14 protein-coding genes are annotated in these 17,633 nt (G+C 58.3%); 7 read left to right on the top strand and 7 right to left on the bottom strand.

Annotated features, from left to right (window positions below):
- Window positions 1–102 precede the first annotated feature (102 nt).
- The 3 genes from QW379_00915 to QW379_00905 form a co-directional block, all read right to left on the bottom strand.
- Window positions 103–3,828, bottom strand: coding sequence for a C25 family cysteine peptidase (locus QW379_00915; GenBank protein MEM2868971.1), 3,726 nt, complete (start codon window positions 3,826–3,828; stop codon window positions 103–105).
- Window positions 3,829–3,968: 140 nt separating this feature from the next.
- Window positions 3,969–4,532 carry a flavodoxin family protein gene (locus QW379_00910; protein ID MEM2868970.1) on the bottom strand — a complete coding sequence of 188 codons (564 nt, stop codon included), beginning with the start codon at window positions 4,530–4,532 and terminating at the stop codon, window positions 3,969–3,971.
- Between the two features lie 243 nt (window positions 4,533–4,775).
- A complete protein-coding gene (locus QW379_00905) occupies window positions 4,776–5,879 on the bottom strand; it encodes a DUF362 domain-containing protein (GenBank protein ID MEM2868969.1) in 1,104 nt (367 codons plus the stop codon).
- A 90-nt stretch (window positions 5,880–5,969) separates the two neighbouring features.
- On the opposite strand from QW379_00905, the gene QW379_00900 reads away from it, so the two are divergent.
- From QW379_00900 to QW379_00875, 6 genes are all read left to right on the top strand, one after another.
- Complete coding sequence (locus QW379_00900; protein ID MEM2868968.1) at window positions 5,970–6,701, top strand: zinc ribbon domain-containing protein; 732 nt, start codon at window positions 5,970–5,972, stop codon at window positions 6,699–6,701.
- A gap of 9 nt (window positions 6,702–6,710) precedes the next feature.
- Window positions 6,711–7,673 carry a hypothetical protein gene (locus tag QW379_00895; GenBank protein MEM2868967.1) on the top strand — a complete coding sequence of 321 codons (963 nt, stop codon included), beginning with the start codon at window positions 6,711–6,713 and terminating at the stop codon, window positions 7,671–7,673.
- A complete protein-coding gene (locus tag QW379_00890; GenBank protein ID MEM2868966.1) occupies window positions 7,670–8,257 on the top strand; it encodes a hypothetical protein in 588 nt (195 codons plus the stop codon). The genes QW379_00895 and QW379_00890 overlap by 4 nt, the downstream gene beginning before the upstream one ends.
- 193 nt (window positions 8,258–8,450) lie before the next feature.
- The gene (locus QW379_00885) at window positions 8,451–10,016 is read left to right on the top strand and encodes a long-chain-fatty-acid--CoA ligase (GenBank protein ID MEM2868965.1); all 1,566 of its coding nucleotides are present in this window, start codon (window positions 8,451–8,453) and stop codon (window positions 10,014–10,016) included.
- 17 nt (window positions 10,017–10,033) lie between these two features.
- Entirely contained in the window at window positions 10,034–10,885 is an 852-nt protein-coding gene (locus QW379_00880) for a class II glutamine amidotransferase (protein ID MEM2868964.1), read from the top strand.
- Window positions 10,886–10,973: 88 nt separating this feature from the next.
- Entirely contained in the window at window positions 10,974–11,816 is an 843-nt protein-coding gene (locus tag QW379_00875) for an MBL fold metallo-hydrolase (GenBank protein ID MEM2868963.1), read from the top strand.
- Here the strand turns inward: QW379_00875 and QW379_00870 are convergent.
- Both QW379_00870 and cutA read right to left on the bottom strand, forming a co-directional pair.
- Window positions 11,813–14,404 (bottom strand): FAD-linked oxidase C-terminal domain-containing protein, encoded by a 2,592-nt coding sequence (locus tag QW379_00870; protein MEM2868962.1) that lies wholly within the window; start codon window positions 14,402–14,404, stop codon window positions 11,813–11,815. The genes QW379_00875 and QW379_00870 overlap by 4 nt on opposite strands.
- 133 nt (window positions 14,405–14,537) lie before the next feature.
- The gene (cutA, locus tag QW379_00865; GenBank protein MEM2868961.1) at window positions 14,538–14,882 is read right to left on the bottom strand and encodes a divalent-cation tolerance protein CutA; all 345 of its coding nucleotides are present in this window, start codon (window positions 14,880–14,882) and stop codon (window positions 14,538–14,540) included.
- Window positions 14,883–15,016: 134 nt separating this feature from the next.
- Here cutA and QW379_00860 point away from each other — a divergent pair, with 134 nt between their 5' ends.
- A complete protein-coding gene (locus tag QW379_00860; protein MEM2868960.1) occupies window positions 15,017–15,487 on the top strand; it encodes a DUF6015 family protein in 471 nt (156 codons plus the stop codon).
- Between the two features lie 155 nt (window positions 15,488–15,642).
- On the opposite strand, the gene QW379_00855 is transcribed toward QW379_00860, so the two are convergent.
- Window positions 15,643–17,364, bottom strand: a complete 1,722-nt coding sequence (locus QW379_00855; GenBank protein MEM2868959.1) for a hypothetical protein — start codon at window positions 17,362–17,364, stop codon at window positions 15,643–15,645.
- A 57-nt stretch (window positions 17,365–17,421) separates the two neighbouring features.
- Window positions 17,422–17,625: a hypothetical protein gene (locus QW379_00850; protein MEM2868958.1), complete on the bottom strand. Its 204-nt coding sequence runs from the start codon at window positions 17,623–17,625 to the stop codon at window positions 17,422–17,424.
- Window positions 17,626–17,633 lie beyond the last annotated feature (8 nt).

Here is a 17,633-nt window from a genome sequence, read left to right as displayed (position 1 = left end):
CCATAAAAACCTTATCGGACAAGGCTCGAAAAGTGATACAATTATCGAAGAGTGATACAAAATTCGAAGGGTGATTTTTTCTGGGCTCGGGTTATTTCTATTTTATTTTTTAATTACTTTTCCACATATATTGCAGATACCGCCTCCGTCCTCGAAAAGCTGCACCCGGTCGCTGCCGCATTTTGGGCACCTCGGACCGCTCTTGCCCTCAGCTCCCCCCGGGGCCTGGCCCTCCTCCTCCTTTCTTGGAAGAGGCGCCACCCGGCCGGACACGTGCCGGGTCGCGGCATAGCTGCCGTCACCGTAGATTCTTTCGTATCTCTCCCTCTCGACGGTTTTCAGTGCAATCCGCGCCCTCCTCCGGGATAAAATCGCACTCACCGCTACCAAAACGAGAATGGTTAGGATAGCCGAAACCGTGAGGACCATCTCCACGGCTGGGCGGGTTTCTCCGTTAAGGTGGACGGCAGGCGCCGGGTCTATTACGAGCGCCACGGGGCGGCTGTCCGAAAGGCCGCCGGTGTCGCGCACTGTAATATTGAAGCTGTAGTTCCCGGCCGAGCCCCTTGAGGGTGTGAAGTTCAGCTCACCCGTAAGAGGGTCGACATCTAGGAAAGGGCAGTCGTCCGAGAAGGTCAGGGGGTCCCCATCCGGATCGGACGCGTTGAACCTGAAAATCACCGGCCTCCTCTCGACCCCCCGAATCACCACCTCCGGCCCGAGAAGGAGCTGGGGCGGATGGTTCCTTTTTACGATGGTTACTTTCCATACGAAGAAGTCAGAGAGGCCGCCTAAGTCCTTCACAGTGATTGTGATCGTGTGGCGTCCGACATCGCTCCTCTTCGGCGTGAACGATATCTTTCCTGTCGAGGAGTTGATTTCGAAGAGAGGGGTGTCGTCGGAGAAGGTCAGTATGTCGCCGATGTCCACATCCGACGCGTTGACGACGCAGTGGAAATAGTCTCCCTCTTCTAACTCGACATCGGGTACCGGCTCTATCCGGGGCGGGTCGTTGACCGGTCTCACGGTGAGCTCGAAGCTCGCCCTCGCCTCCGAGACACCGTCCGATACGGCGACCGTAACGATGGCGACTCCGTTCCAGTCGGGCAGGGGCCTGTAGCCTACGAGACCCTGGGGCGTGACGGTCACGTTGGCCTCCGGTCTTGTTATTTCCACGAGGCTGAAGACAAGCTCCGACGGGTCAGTGTCCGGGTCCGTCACGTAATCGTGCAGGTCGAAGGCGATGCTCTGGCCCCGGTCCTCGTCTATGAACGCGGGGTCAAGCGGCCTGTAGAAGCCGGGCGGGGCGTCGAGGCGGAGCGAGATGCTGGCCTCGTTGTTGCTCTCGTCGAATTCAACCAGCTTTCCGAGGGGGTCCACGATTGCGGTGAGGGTGTGACGGCCGGCGCTGGTGTCGCTCCAGAGAAACTCTGCGGAACCACTCCCTCCGCCCGGAATGATGTCGATTCTCTTGTCCCCCTCTATCGGCAGCCCGCCGTCACGTTCTCCGTCGAGGAGGCGGACATAAACGCCCTCGACGGAGCCCCCGCCGCGGTTGAGGATTGTAACATTTATTGTGAGGGTGGAGCCGTTGGCGGCGGTCAGCTCGCCCCTCAGCATCACCGCGGGACTGACCCGAATATTCTCGGGAGTGACAGTCAGGTCAAGCGCTGCGACTAGTAACTCGATGGATGCCAGATTGTTTTCTTCATCGTATTCGGTCACTGTGTTTAATGGGTCCGCCCATACATAGAGGCGGTGGAAGCCGCCGGTTGCGGTCCATCTGGCCTCGGCGGCGGCTCTCTCGCGTGGCGGTATGGAAGGAATGGTCCGGCTCGCTATCTCGACGCCGCTCCCGGGTTCTCCGTCATAGAACCTGACGAGTACTTCCTCCGCGGGTAGCCTTCCAAGGTTGCTTATGTTGGCCATTATCGTGACCTCCTCGCCCTCACCCACCACGGGCCCGGAGGAGATAACCCTGATATTGGCCGGGGTGACCGACAGGTCGGCCGGGGCGAGTTCGACATCAAGCGTGCTCTCATGGGGGAGGTAGTTGTGGGCGGTGACGGTGAGGTTGATATAGCCCGGGTCCTCGGGCTCGACGAGCACGCTGGCCCTCCCGGAGACATCGGTGAAGCCGCGTGCGAAAGTGCCGCGCGAGGTGAGGGCCACCATCGCGTTCTTCACCGGGGTCATCGTGGAGGCGTCCCGCACCGTGACGTTGACGGTCTGGGGAAGTGTGAGGAGCCGCGAGGGCCAGTCCACAGTGACCTGAAGCGTCGAGGGGATATCGGTCCAGACCGGCACCTCCGGGTCCCCGAGAAGGCAGTAAACCGCCTTGTTCTGGCGGTATCTGGGGAGGCCGGTGTTTATCATCTGGGAGCGGAGGAAGTTGTCATACTCCACCTTGCTCTTATACAGGGCTTCCCCGGGCCTGTATGAGCCGTTGAAAAACAGCCTCCAGAAGGTCACCTGAAGCCACCAGTTACCATCAGTGGGGTTCCAGTAGTCTCCATTGGTTCCGGATATAAACCCAATCGCGCCACCCCCGGCGTTCTTCAGAAGCTGCTCGAGCGTCTTGTCCCTATTCTCACCCACCGTGTAGTGCCAGAATGTTGTGAAGTTGGCAACGTCGCATCCGGAGGAGTACATCAGGGGCAGCCGGTCGCCGTTCGAGGCATCCCTCGCGTCAGTCCAGAAATAGAATGATTTGAATTTTGAATATACGGGCAGCTGGGGGTCTGAGCCGTTCCCGAAGTAGTGGTTAATGCCGTTCCCACTTATCCACCCATGGGATGCAGTGGTAACTAGCGCGTAGCCGGCATTCATCTCTGCCCTAAAGGCCACCTCATCGAGGGTGTCATTCTCCTTCGTGTAGCGGCCGCCGTAGGTCTCGTTGTAATCGAATAGCATTTTCTTATTCATATACGAGGGGAACTGGGCCGCCGCCTGGAGAATCGGCGTCCGGCCGTTGTCGTGAGTCCACTCGTACATATTCTCGACCCACTGGTTGGGGTCCGGGTTGACGATGTTCGGAATATCATACAGGGCGCCCGCAAACAGGGCGGAGCGCATCCAATCACCGATGGGGGGGTTTCTCTCGTAGGTGAGGAGCCTATTCACATTTATCGTGACCTCCCCCTCGTACTTGCACGGCCATCTGCCTACGTAGACCTCCGGGACCCAGTCCTCCTCCCCGAACTCACCGTAGAGGCCGTCACCATCTGTGTCCCAGTCATAGTTGAGGCCGGAGTACATCACGTCCGAGGGTACATAGTCGAGGATGCTCTCGTCCCCCATTCTGTCGTCGTGGGAGGCGTTGGTGAATATGTAGGGCACGGGAAAGGTCTCTGAGTCGGCGTCGCCGTCGCCCACCACGAGCACCCACTTCAGCTCGGGGTTGGTTCTATATAGATTCCTCAGGAACTGATGGACCTTTGCGAACGTTGGCACCCCCGGCTTTCCTGTATAGGCCGAGAGCATCTCTTCAAGGGTGAATATCTCGGCATTCATGCCCTTCTTGGTTTTCCAGTTCTTGAGGGGGACAAGCTCGTCCTTAAAGCGCGCGGGACACAATATCGCATAAATTAGGGAACCGGTACCTCTCGGGGAGGTCCCCCCTTCCGGCGATAACAAGGCGGCTTCCCGAGACGAGTTGGCCTCAGCATCCACAGTGCAAGGTGGAAAGGGAGGTGTGGAGGGGGATGCGCTGGGGCATTGAGGAATTGATTTGGAGGATGCTCCGGTGAAGAATATTGGAGCGGGTATAAGTATCAGGCCGCAGATCGCTAACGCATGGAGCGCACGGCACTTTGGACAGCTGATCATGTATCCACTCTCGGGTGCTGGAGAACTTAAGGATCCGTTTCTATTTATAATTAGTGGAATCAGATATATGTAAATCGCGGGGAGAGTGCTGAGATAGTAAGTTGTTGATGGACCGGACGCCTAGGCCCAGCGGTGAGCGCTCAGAGCTTTTTAACTAGTTCCGCCACATTTTCTGCGAAGTGGAGAACCGTGTCCATGCCTTCTTTGTCGTTCAATGCCTCCCCTGGCTCCCTTCCGAAGACCATGTTCCAGTAGGTGGAGCCGGGTACTATCATGTCCGATATGAGGAAGAACATCATCATTTCCTGAATCGTTGCGGTGTGGGACCCCCTGCGCGCGATCGCGATAGGCCCGCCGACCTTGCCGGTGAGGAAGCGGTCCCCGGAGCGGTTGACCATGCCCAATCTCTGAAGAAGGTTCATCACGTCGCCCCGGGCGGTCCCAAAATAAACCGGCGAGCCGACGATGAGGCCGTCTGCGGCTCTGACCTTCTCAAGAATCGGGTCGAAGTCGTCTTCCAGCACGCACTTTTTCAGCTCCACGCACCTCCTGCAGGCTGTGCAGGCCTGAATTGTTTTTCCCGCGAGCGAGATGAGCTCCGCCTCAACCCCGCGTCCCCTTATCGCCTCCGCGCACCTCTCGAGGACTTGCACCGTGTTTCCTCGCTCCCTCGGGCTCCCGGAAATCAGAAGAACCCTCTTCATTCTTCCACCGCTCTCACCGATAACGGCGCCCTTTTTCCCAACGGCATCGCTCCCCTTCCTAGCCATCGCGCCGCACCTCTCAGCATGGAGGGCTTGGGGGGGCATCAATTTTTCGCCCGTGGCGCGCGTGTGTCCTCCTCCATAAATGGAGGCCCTCGAGGCCACCTTCCGCGCTGCCGGGATTTCCGGACCGAGAACCCCCGGCCGGCTGCGTGTAAAGAGATTGAAAAGGGTCTGACGGGGCTATATTTCAACGAGCTCATAGTCCTCGCTCCCGAGGCCTATCTCCACGGCGTGCCTGAACTGGACCATCGCATCTATTCTGGGCCACAGGTCCCTGAACTTGTCGGCGCCGGGCGCGTGGGCTTTCTTCAGAGCGGAGCTGGGGAGGCCGGGCTGCCTGTTGACGAGGTCATAACTGGCCCTGTCAATGGCTACCGGGTCAGTCGAGGCTAGAATACCGATATCTGGAACGATTGGCGCGTCGCTCCAGGGAACGCAGTCGCATTCCGGCGAGACGCTAAGTAGGAAGTTGATGAAGGCCGCCTTTCCCTTTTTCCCGATAAGCGATCCGAGAGCATATTCCACCAGTCTCTCGCCGAACGGTCCCGACTCGGTTTCCCAGTCGAACTCGATATTTTCGTTCGGGCAGACGCTCATGCACTCGCCACACCCCACACATTTCTTCCTGTCCATCCTCGCCCTCCTGTCCACGACCTTGATCGCGCCGGCGGGACAGACCCTCTCGCAAGAGCCGCAGCCCTCGCACCTGTCGCCCACCATTGCCTTCGCGCCGTGCTGCTCCCTCTTCCCTGCAGGGGGCGCGCAGCCCATCGCGAGGTTCTTCATCGCTCCGCCGAACCCAGCCTGCATGTGCCCCTTGAAGTGCGAGAGCACCATCACGCCGTCAGCGGCGGCGATATCGCCGGAGATGCAGACTTTTCTGAAGTGCTTTTTATTGATTTGGACCCACACCGCGTTATTCCCGTGCAGTCCATCCGCGATGATAATGGGGCAACCGACAACCGCTAGTTCGAACCCGTGCTCCGCGGCTGTAAGGATGTGGTCTACAGCGTTGGACCTACTTCCAGAGTAAAGGGTGGAGCTATCGGTCAGGAAGGGCTTCGCCCCCTTCTCCTTCAGCTTCTCCACCACGACCCTCACCAGCGGCGGCCTGATGTAGGCGTCCCCACCCTTCTCGCCAAAGTGGAGCTTGACCGCAACGAGCTCGCCCTTCCCGAATAGACTGCCGAAGCCCGCGGCGTCGAAGAGCCCCTTCACTTTGTTAACCTTGCTTTCCCTCTCACCCCTTGCCCTGACGCTGGCGAAGTAGACCTTCGATGCCATGGTTCCTTGATAGCGCGAAGACGTAAATAAATAAGTTGGGGGCGCAGCCTTTTTCTCCTCCGAAAGCGTTTCGGTTCACGGGGTGGAGGGTTGGCGACAATAAACTGCAAGAAGTGCGGGGCACCTATGGAGCTCGACCCCGGAGCTAAGTTCTCGAAGTGCCGCTACTGCGACTCCCAAATTTATATCGATAAAAGTGGTGCTGGTTTCTTCTATATTATTCCGTTTATGATAAACGCCACGCAGGTTCAAGGCGTCTTCAGGCGGTGGACCGCTGGCTCGAACATGGCCCGGGATCTGGAATCCGAGGCGAGGATATCTGTCCTTAGGCAGTCATATTTTCCTGTATATATGTTCAAGAGGGACCTCGGCGGGAAGGAGAGCGTTGTCGTCCGGCCGGCCCGCTCCACGACCCTTCCGGGTCTCCGCAGCCTCAAAATCCCCCCGGGAGATTTGAAAATCTTCGACCAGAAGTACAATGTGGAGGGCGTCGAACTCCTCCAGCCCGAGCTCGATATGCTTGCCTATCTGGACCAGCTCCCCGGAAAATCGGTTGAACAGGCCCTGGTCTTCTTCCCGATCTGGGCAATTGAGTATCACTACAAAGGGCGTAAGTACTCCGCAGTTGTCGATGGTTCCTCTGGGGAGATATTCGCCACCGATTATCCCCCCAGACAGGCCGCACCATACATCCTCGTCGCCGGAGCGGGACTGGCGGCTTTCATCATCGAAGGCTTCTTCATCCCGTGGGGCCTGATTGCGGCGGCGGTGACCGCTCCTGTGGTTTTCTTCGCGGGGTACTATGTCGCAAAGAATATGTGAGGTGTGAGGATGGGCGACATCTCGATCAACCTGTCCTGTCCCTCGTGCGGCGGCGCTCTGACGATAGAGGAGGGCCTGAGGTTCACGAACTGCGGCTACTGTGACGCCCTTCTCTTCGTCGAGGGGGAGCGGGGGGTGTTCAAGACTACTTTTAAAAATAATATGAACGAGGAGAGAGCCGCGGCGGCGGTGAGGCAGTGGCTTGGCAGCGGGCTGAAGTCCCGGGACCTGCCCCAGAGGGCGACCTTGACCGAGCTCTACCCGATTTACCTTCCGTTCTGGAAGCTAACTGCACGCGCCGCAGGCTGGGTCTGCGGCTACGAAGAGAGGAGGCGGACGGACTCGAAGGGACGCGTCACGGTCGAGAGAATACCGATGGAGAGGATGGTCTTCAGGGATTTCGAATGGAGCAGAATCGCTTGCGACGCCGGCGATCTTGGCATAAAGAGCCTCCGAAACATGAGGGGCGAGGCGGTTCTTCACGAGGAAGGCACCATACCCACCTTCGAGGTCACGACCTCCTCGACGGACGCGATGCAGCAGGGCACCGAAGCGATAAGAGGGATGGCCCGAGCGAGCGCCGGCGTCCCCAGAATCACTTTTGAGAAGATACATGTGATTCCGCGCGTTTTGGTTCTGATATTCTACCCGATCTGGATAGCTCGGTACGAGTACGCCGGTAGATCCTACTTCGCAACAGTGGATGGCGTAACCGGGTCCATTCTCTCGGGCAGGGCGCCCGGCGACCCGCTGTACCAGAGCCTAGTGATGACCGCGGGCTCCGCCATCGGTGGCCTCCTCGCCGGTCTCGGCCTCAGCTTGCTCAGCGCCTCGGGGACCCTGGGCGGGGTTTTGGTGGTTATAGGACTTGCGCTTTTCGGCGCCTCGTACCTATTCTTCAGGCACGGTAGTGAGATAACCGAGGGAGACATTCCAAAGGCCTATGCAGACCTAGGGGGGCTCCTGAGATGAGGGTCGTCCAGGTGAGGTGTCCAAGGTGCGGTAGGCCGTCGTTCTCCAAGCTCAGGGACAGCATGGTCTTCTGCGAGGACTGCCGCACCCTGCATACTGTTACCGACGCCGGGCCGGTGGTCATCGAGCACGAGATAGGCGATTTCGCGCGAGAGCTGCCGATGAGGAAGGTCCACATGCCTTTCTGGAGGCTCTTCTCCTCGGTGAACATACTGAGTGAGACAGTCAGCGGCGGCTGGGTCGCGAGGCTGATGAGCGCCGCGAGCGGAGGGAGCCGCAGCGGGAACCTGTTCATCTTCGTGCCCGCAGTAGACCTCCCACCGCCCGTGTATAAATATTGGGCGCAGACGCTCACAACAAATCCCCCCCAGTACAGGAGCGTAGAGCGATTCACTGCGGAGAGGCTCCCGACCACGATTGACGAGGAGAGCGCCCGTAAACTGGCCGACTTCCTGATTCTGTCCTTCGAGGCCGAGAAGCCGGGCGTCCTTCAGGACATTAGGTATGAGGTCGCAGTCCAGCACTCTCGGCTGATTTACCTTCCATTCTACGAGCAGGGAGGCCAGTACCAACCCGGGTTTTAAATCCGGCGGAGGCAACGCTGCCTCCATCGGTCAGATATGTCTGGAGGTTGGTTTATCGGGAGTCTGGGTAGTGCCGTCGGGCGGATGGGGAGGCCGGGCTCCCGGCGCCCAGGGGGTTTCCCTGCTATCCATTGTCATGAAAATTATATTTATAGTTACACTTTATCCAATAACAGGGATTGGAGGTGAGCCTATGGCCGCCTGGCTGAACATCGGAGAGATTCTTCGCGTCAACGCTGTGAAGTTCAGGGACAAAATGGCCCTTAAGGACGCGAAGCGCCAATTGAGCTTCAAGGAGTACAACGAACGCTCCTGCCGCCTTGCCAACGCACTCCTCGGCATTGGCCTAAAGAAGGGCGACCGAGTCGGTATTCTCTCCTACAACTGTCTTGAGTTCATGGAGATATACGCCGCGACAGCGAAGACCGGCATCGTGGCCGTCCCCATCAACTGGAGAATTTCTCCGGAGGACATCAAGTACGTCGTAAACAACTCAGATGCAAGAGCGCTTATTGTGGGCGAGAGGTTCATTGAGACCGTCGAGAACATAAGACCGGGATTGACGGATATTCCCGACGGGGCCTTTATCGCAATTTCAGATAAGCCCCACAAAGGATACAAGAACTATGAGGAGCTGCTGGCAGCCTCGTCTCCGGAAGAACCGGGCATTCGGGTTGCCCCCGAAGACGTCTGGATTCAGCTCTACACCTCCGGAACCACCGGGAAGCCCAAGGGCGTCGTCCGGACCCATGAGTCCTACATCGCCTTCTACATCCTCAACGCCGTGGACTACGGCTTCACCCAGCACGACTACGGCCTTATAGTAATGCCTTTGTGCCACGTCAACTCGACATTCTACTCGTTCGTCTTCACTTACATCGGCGCTTCGGTTTACATCCACAGGGAGTACAACTTCGACGCTGCGGAGCTGCTAGAGATAATAGATAGGGAGAAAATCACATTCACATCCCTGATTCCCACCCACTACAATCTGATTCTCAACGCCCCAGAGGAGGTGCGCAAAAAGTTCGATGGTAGCTCGATGAAGCAGATTCTATGCTCCTCGGCCCCGGTTCGCCAACAGACGAAGCTGGAGATAATGAAGTTCTTCAAGAACGCAAAGCTCTTCGAGGCCTATGGCTCCACCGAGGCTGGACTAGTTACTCTGCTCAGGCCGGAGGACCAGCTGAAGAAGCTCGGCTCGATAGGGAAGGAATGCTCCGGCACGGACCTGATCAAGATTCTGGACGAAAACAAGCAGCCCGTCAAGCCCGGGGAGGTGGGGGAGCTGTATTCTCGGGGACCGATGATGTTCAAGGAATACTACAAGATGCCCGAGCTGACGAAGAGCTCCTTCGTTGGGGAGTACTTCTCTGCCGGTGACATGGCTAGAATGGACGAGGACGGCTACTATTATCTCGTGGACAGGAAGGCCAACATGATTATCACCGGGGGGGAGCATGTGTATCCATCGGAGGTCGAGGAGGTTATATCGAAGCACCCGGCGGTCTTCGACGTGGCCGTTATAGGTGTTCCCCACGAGAAATGGGGCGAGGCTGTGAAGGCAGTAGTAATTCTCAAAGAGGGAATGAGCGCGACAGAGAAGGAGATTATCGACTTTGCAGGACAAAGACTGGCCTCTTTCAAAAAGCCGAAATCCGTGGACTTCATCAAGCCCGAGGAAATGCCGAGAACCGCAACCGGCAAAATCCTCCATAGGGTTCTGAGGGAGAGGTACCAAGCCAAGATGGAAAAATAGACCGAGGCAGGATTTACATGTGCAGGCTGTTCGGCTCGCTCAATGTTTCCCGGGATAGCCTGAGGAGGCACCTTGTCTCCTCTCCATGCTCCCTCCTCTCTCAGAGTAACGCCAGCCCGCACAGGCTCCAGGCCGACGGATGGGGGCTCGCCTACTACCTGAATAGCGGAAGAGCGAAGATTGTTCGGAGTACCTTACCCATATTTGAGGATAAGGATACTTTTTTCAAAGCGGTAGATAAAGTCGGTGGGAGGATTGTGCTCGCCCACATCCGGAGGGCGAGCAACCCATGCAAGCTCCCGCTCGAGATGCTCCGCCGTCCCGAGAACATCCAACCCTTCTCCAGCGGGAGATGGGTCTTTGTCCACAATGGAACTATTAACTATCCAGACAGGGTCGCGGAGGTGCTAGGGAGATACAAAGAGCGCCTCAGGGGTACAAACGACAGCGAGGTCTATTTCTGGCTGATGATGGCCGGCATACGGCGGACGGCTTCGGTCAGGAGCGCCTTCCTTGAGACATGGTCAGCAATAATAAAAGTTTGGAGCGAGCTTTCCAGGGAGGAGAGGAGGAGAGCGCGCCTCCCCTATATCGGTCTGAATTTTATCCTGAGCGATGGGAAAAAGCTCTATGCGTTATGCAAATATGATGGGTACAGACCAAAGGGCGAGGACAACTGGCTCTGCGGGGCGGAACCACCCAGGCCCCTCTTCGAGATGTGCTACAGGCTGGAGGATGGGGGGAGGGGGCTGGTCGTGGCGTCGGAGAGGACGGAGCCGGTGGGGAGGTGGGTTCCCCTGCGGGACGGAACCTTTCTTGAGGCCCAGCTGGATCGCGGAAAGGTGAGGGTCGAGGTGTGCTCCTTATAAAATGAGGGCACCACTCCCTGGAAGGCCAGGAACGGAGCCGCCTATCCCCCCGAAAGGGCTAAATATTCCCCATCCAGAGTTAATGAGGATGGTTCTCCGGGTTTGCGTTCTTGCGAGCGGAAGTTCGGGCAACGCTACCTACGTCTCCTCGGGGACCACCAGCCTCTTAATCGACTGCGGCATTCCTGCCAGAGTCATTGTCCAGCGCTTGGCCGAGCTCGGGGTGTCCCCGCGCGAGCTTCAGGGCATCCTCATATCCCACGCCCACCTCGACCACTTCAAATCCGCGGGCACCCTGCACGCGAGGTATGGTGTCCCAGTATTCACCAGCCGTGCAACTCTGCGAGCGATAGATAGGAAAAAGAGCTGCGGCTCTTTCTGGAGAGTCAGGGAGTGCAGGGGCTTCCCGGAGAGGCTCGGGGACATTGTTATTCAGACATTCACTGTCCCCCACGGAGGAAGGGAGACAGGGGAGCCCGTAGGCTTCGTCCTAGAGAGCGACGGGAGGAGGGCCGGCTACCTGACGGATTGTGGCGAGGTGACCTCCCGCGTCGTTGACGCTCTCAGGGGCGTTGACCTGCTCGTCATCGAGGCCAATTACCATCGGCCCATCGTCCTGCAGAAGCTGCAGGACCCCTCCTTCTCCGCGTTCTGGCCCTACCTGAGGTGGGTGGACAGCCCAAGGGGGCACCTCTCCAATCAGGCCTGCGCCGATGCTCTCCGGCGCGTCCTGACAGCTGACACGAGAGCGGTCTTTTTGGCCCACATCAGCGAGAACCACTACGACCCACGGCGCGACAACAACGACTACGAGACCGCCAGGGCTCTTGCGATGGAAGCCATTATGGACGCCGGGCTGAGGACGCCGCTCTACAGAACCTATAGAAGGGAGAAAACGGAGGGTAGGAGGAGCGAGCTGGTCAGCCTCTAGAGCACCTTCGCCAGAACCTCGACGATGTCCATTACCTGAAGCCTCGCAATCCCCTCCTTCGCCAGCTTCGCCGCAGCCTGTGAGAGATTGCTCTTGCAGGTTGGGCAGGCGGAGACGATTGTGTCTGCCTCCACATCGACGGCCCCTAGGACTCTCTTCTCGGCTATCGCCAGGCTCATTTGGGTGTCGTAGGCCTTGAATCCGCCGCCCCCTCCGCAACACTTCGCAAAGGCCCTGTTCTCTTTAAACTCAACGAGCGTCAGGCCCGGAACTTTTTTCAGAATCTCACGCGGCAGCTCGTAGATGCCGAGATGCCTCCCAAGGTCGCAGGGGTCGTGGTAGGCCACAGTGCGTCTCAACTCGCCGGTGGGTCTGAGCCGGCCCTCCTCCATGAGTCTGTGCAGGTACTCGACGAGATGCATCGCGGGTATCCTAAGGCCCGTGTGCTTCGGGTAAAGCTCCTTGAAAGAGCGGGCGCAGCCCGCACACGGGGAGACGATGAGGCCCGGCCTCAGGCTCTCGATTCTCTCCATATTTTTCTTCAGGATGGAGGAGGTCTCGGGCGCTCCCACTAGAAAGGCTGGGAGGCCACAGCAACCCTCCCCGGTCCCCATCGTCGTCACCCGGACGCCCGCGCTCTCCAGGACCCTGAGGGTGGCGGGCAGGATGCGGACGTCCTTGAGGGTGGGCAGGCACCCCATGAATAGGAGCGCCTCGGAGCCCGGTACGGGGGTGCGCAGAGAGGCGGGGAGCAGCTCGGCCCTTCTAGTGGGGTCCTCGCCGTAAGGGTTCCCCACTTCCATGATATTTTTTATCATTCCCCTGAAAACCTCCGGTGTAAGACCTCTCTCGCCGAGGCGGGCCCTGACGGCCTGAACGAGCGCCGGTATCCTTATTCCGGCTGGGCACTTGGCCCTGCAGTTCATGCAGGTGGTGCAGTGGAAGAACTTGTCCACGAGCTCCCTCGATGGCTCCAGGGTCCCGTCATAGAGTCCGAAGGCGAGAGTGACGAAGCCTTTTGCGTTGTAGGACTCCATTCTAGTTAAGGCGAAGACAGGGCAACCGCCCCTGCAGAAGCCGCACTGGATGCAGGCGAGGAGTTCGCTGTCCACATCCCCCCCAAAGCTCCTAAGACCCTCTTCCCGCTCAACGACGTGGTCGTAGGCGAAGAAGTCATAGATGTCAGCGGTCCCATTCTCTAGCCCCATTTTGCCGGGGTTGAGGATGTTCTCCGGGTCTAGGGCCCTTTTTATCGCAGCCATCACCTCCACCGCCCCCCCGAGCTCTCTCCTTATGAACGGGGCCTTGGAGCGGCCAGTCCCGTGCTCCGCTGTGACTGTACCCCCGAGACGGACCGCTAGCTCGATGAGCTCCTCGCCCACCTTATGTATCTTATTCCACTCCTCCCTCTTCCTGACGTCCGCTATGAATGTGGAGTGGAGGTTCCCGTCGCCCACATGCCCGAATGTAGCGATGGTGATGTCATTCCTTTTCGCGATCTCCTGAATTCCCCTGATTGCGTCGGGGATTTTTGTAGGTGGAACGCCGAAGTCCTCGGCAATCGGAATCAGGCGGGAGCCCGGCTTGTAGCGTGAGAAGGACGGCACAAGTCCGGAGCGGCCTGTCCACATCACCATCCGCTCCTTTGGGTCGTCGGTCGAGCGGAGCTCCACAGTCCCGATTTCCCTGCATATGGCCAGCACCTTCTCGAGCTGCCCCGCCACCGCCGCCCTATCACCGTCGAGTTCCATCAAGAGCATACCGTCACAATCGGGTATGGAGAGCCCCATTGCCTCCTTGATAACCGCGAGTGAGATTCGGTCCATAACCTCGGCGCATGCGAGCGGGACGCCGGCGCCCAGAATGCGCGATATCGCCAGACCCGCCTCCTCGATTCTCTTAAAGGCGGCGACGACCGCCACCACGCTCTCTGGCGCGGGGAGAATTCTGAGTGTTATCTCCGTGAAGACTCCAAGGGTCCCTTCAGAGCAGACGAAGAGCCGGGTCAGGTCGTAGCCCGAGGAGCTCTTGGGGGCCCTGGTGCCCGTGCGGATGACCCTGCCGTCCGCTAGGACAACCTCGAGGCCCATGACGAAGTCCTTCATCGTGCCGTACTTGACTGCCCTGAGGCCTGAGGCGTTTGTCGCAACCATCCCCCCGAGAGTCGCAATCGCAGAGCTCCCGGGGTCCGGGGGGAAGAACATCTTTTTAGGGGCGAGCGCCGCATTCAAATCCGCGCAAATAACCCCCGGCTCGACCACGGCGAGCCTGTCCTCCGGCTTTATCTCCTTTATCCGGTTCATCAAGCACATGTCCAGAACAATGCCCCCTTTCAGCGGGAGGACCCCTCCGGTGACGCTCGTTCCCGAGCCTCGCGGGGTAACGGGTATGCGCTCCCGGTGCGCCAGCCTCAGTACCCTAGAGACCTCCTCCGTGCTCCGGGGAAAAACTATGACCTCAGGGACTCCTTTATGAACCGACATGTCCCTTGAATATGCAAGAAGCTCCAGAGGGTCGGTCCTCACGTTCCCAGCGCCGACAATGCTCTTCAGCTCATCAAGACACCGAGCAATACGGCTCCCACCCATCCGCGTCCCCTGGAGACCTGCATAGCCCCGACAATAAATAACCGTTGTGAGACAGCGCATATCTAGCGCATTTCTAGTCGAAGGGAAGACGAAGGAGAGAGAAGCGGTGATTTGTGCTCTTTTATAATGATGCCTAGCGTTCAGCTGGGTCAGGTTTGGCCGCCGACCCCGTCTCTTCCTTAATCCACCTCAGAAAGGCCGGGTTACCGCCCATGATCGGGACCGCAACGACACAGGGTAGTTCGTATGAATGAAGCTCTCTAATTCTGGCCACCAGCCGGCGCAAAAGCTCAGTCCGGCTCTTGAGCACGACCGCAACCTCACCGCCCTCTTCCACCCTTCCCTTCCACCAGTACACCGAGCGAATTCGGAAAACGTTGGCGCAGGCGGCGAGGCGCTCCCTCACTACACAGCGTGCGATTTTGAGGCCTTCAGTCCGGTCCCGCGCCGTTACATAAATAAGGATGAGCTTCTGCATGGGGCATGTGTTGCGTTAACATGGAGATAAATTTATCGTTTTAGACCGAAAATTATTAATATAGCATCCCGTCAATATAATTAATTCATGTGTTTCGAGCCCGCCGAGGCACCCCCGAAAGGGAGGCACCCGCGTTGAAAGAGGATGAGGATTTACCCACCACAACCTCCGCCCCGAGCCTTCGCGACTGTGACGAGGTCGTCACCTTACAAGACATGAGGCTTGCCCTCAGGGCTGTGCTCGGAAGCAAGGGGATGAGCGACCCTGAGACAGACAAGCTTGCGGACTACCTGATGAATTTCTTCGGTTTCGAGGACTGCATGATAGATAATGTGCTAGAAGCCGAAGATAGGGACGTCTTCTATACTTTGGAGGAGGAGGGGCTCCTGAGGACAGAAAGGGAGGAGATATACCTGCTCAAGGGCAAGATGTGGAGAATTCACTACTGGATTCTCCGGAAAAAAGAGATTCTGGCCCTCGCACGGGACAGGGTCGAGAGGGGCAAAACACAGATGGACAACTATGCACTAATATATGACCAGGTCGATGACGAAGTCTGGGCCTCAAGGAGCTCACTAAGCGACGCAAGGAACGGCCTCCATTGATTTCTCTCCAATCCTGAAGGGTCGAGTAGCCCATCCCCCTATGGGTCTAGAATCGCCATCGGGAGGAGAAGCCTGAAGGCTCTGGGACAGGAATTCCGCCCCCAGCCATTCCCAGTTGGTCAAAGTCCCCTTTCATCGCAATGAAATTCGTTAGCTCATTCTCCGGTCTCTAAGGCGGACAGTGCGGAGAAGTCCGTGTAATATACCTTTACACCGGCCGCATCGTATATTTTCACGAACACCGGCGTTTCAAACTTGGCAAGGGCATCTCCGGAAATCGGCTCTGCGTTTTCCCATTGGACTAGGGCCGCGCCCCTGATGATGGACGGGCTGAGGAGGACCAGGTCCACGCTCCGCCGCCCTGAGGGGACCTCAAGGCTCTCCAGCTCCTGCGCCGCCTCGCTCAGGTTACCATGGAGGGTCATGTAGGCATCGTCCCATGAGCCGTTGATGCCCGCTATGCCGAAGCATATCGAACTCATTCTGTGGTCGGTTGCTAAAAGGTCCCAGCTCCCCTTTCCGTCTTTGAGCCATATCGCGGCCGCTAGCTCCTCCTCCACCGTCCCCTCCTCAAATCCCCCCATGACCTCTCTCGGTGGATATGAAGTTGCACCCACCAGTACAATTCCCGCCGTGAGCGCGATTGCGGCCGCGAGGGCCCGGTGCCTTCTCCCGTCGGGGTTTAAATGGTCGTGGATGAAGACCGCCCCCGCTCCCGCGAACAGTGCCAGGGGCTCCATCATATATTGTGTCTGACGGTAGGGCATCAGCACATGGTTTTCAGTGGCGGTTGCGATGATGAATGTAAGCCCGATCGCTCCAAGCCACAGGAGTATGAAGAGCCCTTCTCTGGAGTATTCGGCCCAGCCCACGCCGGCAATGGCGATGCCCAGCAGGTGCACCTGAGGGAGGAACCAGACAATGGCATTCTCGTTTACGTCTATGGATGTGCCGGGCGCGCTCAGGAGGGCTGCCCCGGCCATGACGAGGGTGCCACCTGCGGCGAAGAGGGCGTAGTTCGCAGAAACCCTTTTCAGCGACGGGAAAGCAGGCCGGTAGCGTAGATGGGGTAAAAGCTTGCGCCTGAGGCCGACAATCAAGGGGAGAAAGATGATGGGGAGAGGGGCCAGACCCAGAATCAGCCAGGGGGAGGTGCCAAACGCCTCCGAGATCACCCTCTCCCTGAAGGGAACGGCATATCCGAACCAATATACAATTGAAAGGCCCATTATGAAGCTCAGGTACCCAGCCTCAATGGTTGTGCGGCTGGTGTCCGTTTTGACCCTGAGCACCTCTCTGCCAAGGAGGGCGATAAGCACCGGAACAATGACGAAGAAGGTGGAGAGGTGGTGGGTGAGTACAAGGGCCGGCGTGACGAGCGCAAGCGCCGGCATGACGGCGGGTTTTTCAATGCCCTTCAACAGAAGCAATATGCAGAGAAGGGCAAGAAAGTCCCCGATCGCTCCGGGCATGGGGTGAGAGGTTGCGAAAACGTGGGGGGTGCAGACGGAGAGATAGGCGGCGGCGAAGAGGCCAGCTCGCCCGTCGCCGAATGAGAGGACGCCGATGATAAAGAGCGCCAGTACCGAGAGGCACGCAACCAGAGGAGCCACCGTAAGCAGTGTGCCGAAGAGGGGCGTGCCACACAGGTCCACAACCCCACCCGTCAGAACAAACATTCCCGGAAAATAGGGATAACCGAAGCCCCAGCCATTGTAGTCCGTGCTCAGGGCGCCTCCCTCCACCAGCTTCTCTGTCAGGACATAATACTCTCCGGTGTCGGAACCCCAGACAGAGTAGTGGAGCAAGGGCGCCAGCCTCATCACCATCGCGAGGCTGAGAATTCCGACTAACGTGGCCCAGGCCCACCGTCTCATGCCGCGTGAGATATCCATTGGCCGGTTATACAAGTTTCGGGCGGGCCTTTACATATTTTACATACACATCATATTCCGCCCGCCTCTATCACCCTTGCGGTTGAAGGGGTCGGCGTCCCACTCGTCCTCCTCTGGCTCAATAACCATGTCCAGTAGCATATTCACCATTTGCCGAAGCTGCTGAACCTCCTGCCGCAATAAAACAAGCTCCTTGGCTAGCTCCTCCTGGGACGCGGGCTGCGGGCTCTTCATGCTTCTCATACAGCCCA

The sequence above is a fragment of the Thermoplasmata archaeon genome, from assembly GCA_038851035.1.
Lineage (GTDB): Archaea > Thermoplasmatota > DTKX01 > VGTL01 > VGTL01 > JAWCLH01.
Note: the sequence above shows the minus strand (reverse complement) of the source record. Positions and strands in the feature narration are given on the sequence as shown.

Coding starts and splice junctions, on each gene's coding strand:
- QW379_00915 (MEM2868971.1), bottom strand. CDS start 3,828: ATGATCAGCTGTCCAAAGTGCCGTGCGCTCCATGCGTTAGCGATCTGC.
- QW379_00910 (MEM2868970.1), bottom strand. CDS start 4,532: ATGAAGAGGGTTCTTCTGATTTCCGGGAGCCCGAGGGAGCGAGGAAAC.
- QW379_00905 (MEM2868969.1), bottom strand. CDS start 5,879: ATGGCATCGAAGGTCTACTTCGCCAGCGTCAGGGCAAGGGGTGAGAGG.
- QW379_00895 (MEM2868967.1), top strand. CDS start 6,711: ATGGGCGACATCTCGATCAACCTGTCCTGTCCCTCGTGCGGCGGCGCT.
- QW379_00890 (MEM2868966.1), top strand. CDS start 7,670: ATGAGGGTCGTCCAGGTGAGGTGTCCAAGGTGCGGTAGGCCGTCGTTC.
- QW379_00885 (MEM2868965.1), top strand. CDS start 8,451: ATGGCCGCCTGGCTGAACATCGGAGAGATTCTTCGCGTCAACGCTGTG.
- QW379_00880 (MEM2868964.1), top strand. CDS start 10,034: ATGTGCAGGCTGTTCGGCTCGCTCAATGTTTCCCGGGATAGCCTGAGG.
- QW379_00875 (MEM2868963.1), top strand. CDS start 10,974: ATGGTTCTCCGGGTTTGCGTTCTTGCGAGCGGAAGTTCGGGCAACGCT.
- QW379_00870 (MEM2868962.1), bottom strand. CDS start 14,404: ATGGGTGGGAGCCGTATTGCTCGGTGTCTTGATGAGCTGAAGAGCATT.
- cutA (MEM2868961.1), bottom strand. CDS start 14,882: ATGCAGAAGCTCATCCTTATTTATGTAACGGCGCGGGACCGGACTGAA.
- QW379_00855 (MEM2868959.1), bottom strand. CDS start 17,364: ATGAGACGGTGGGCCTGGGCCACGTTAGTCGGAATTCTCAGCCTCGCG.
- QW379_00850 (MEM2868958.1), bottom strand. CDS start 17,625: ATGAGAAGCATGAAGAGCCCGCAGCCCGCGTCCCAGGAGGAGCTAGCC.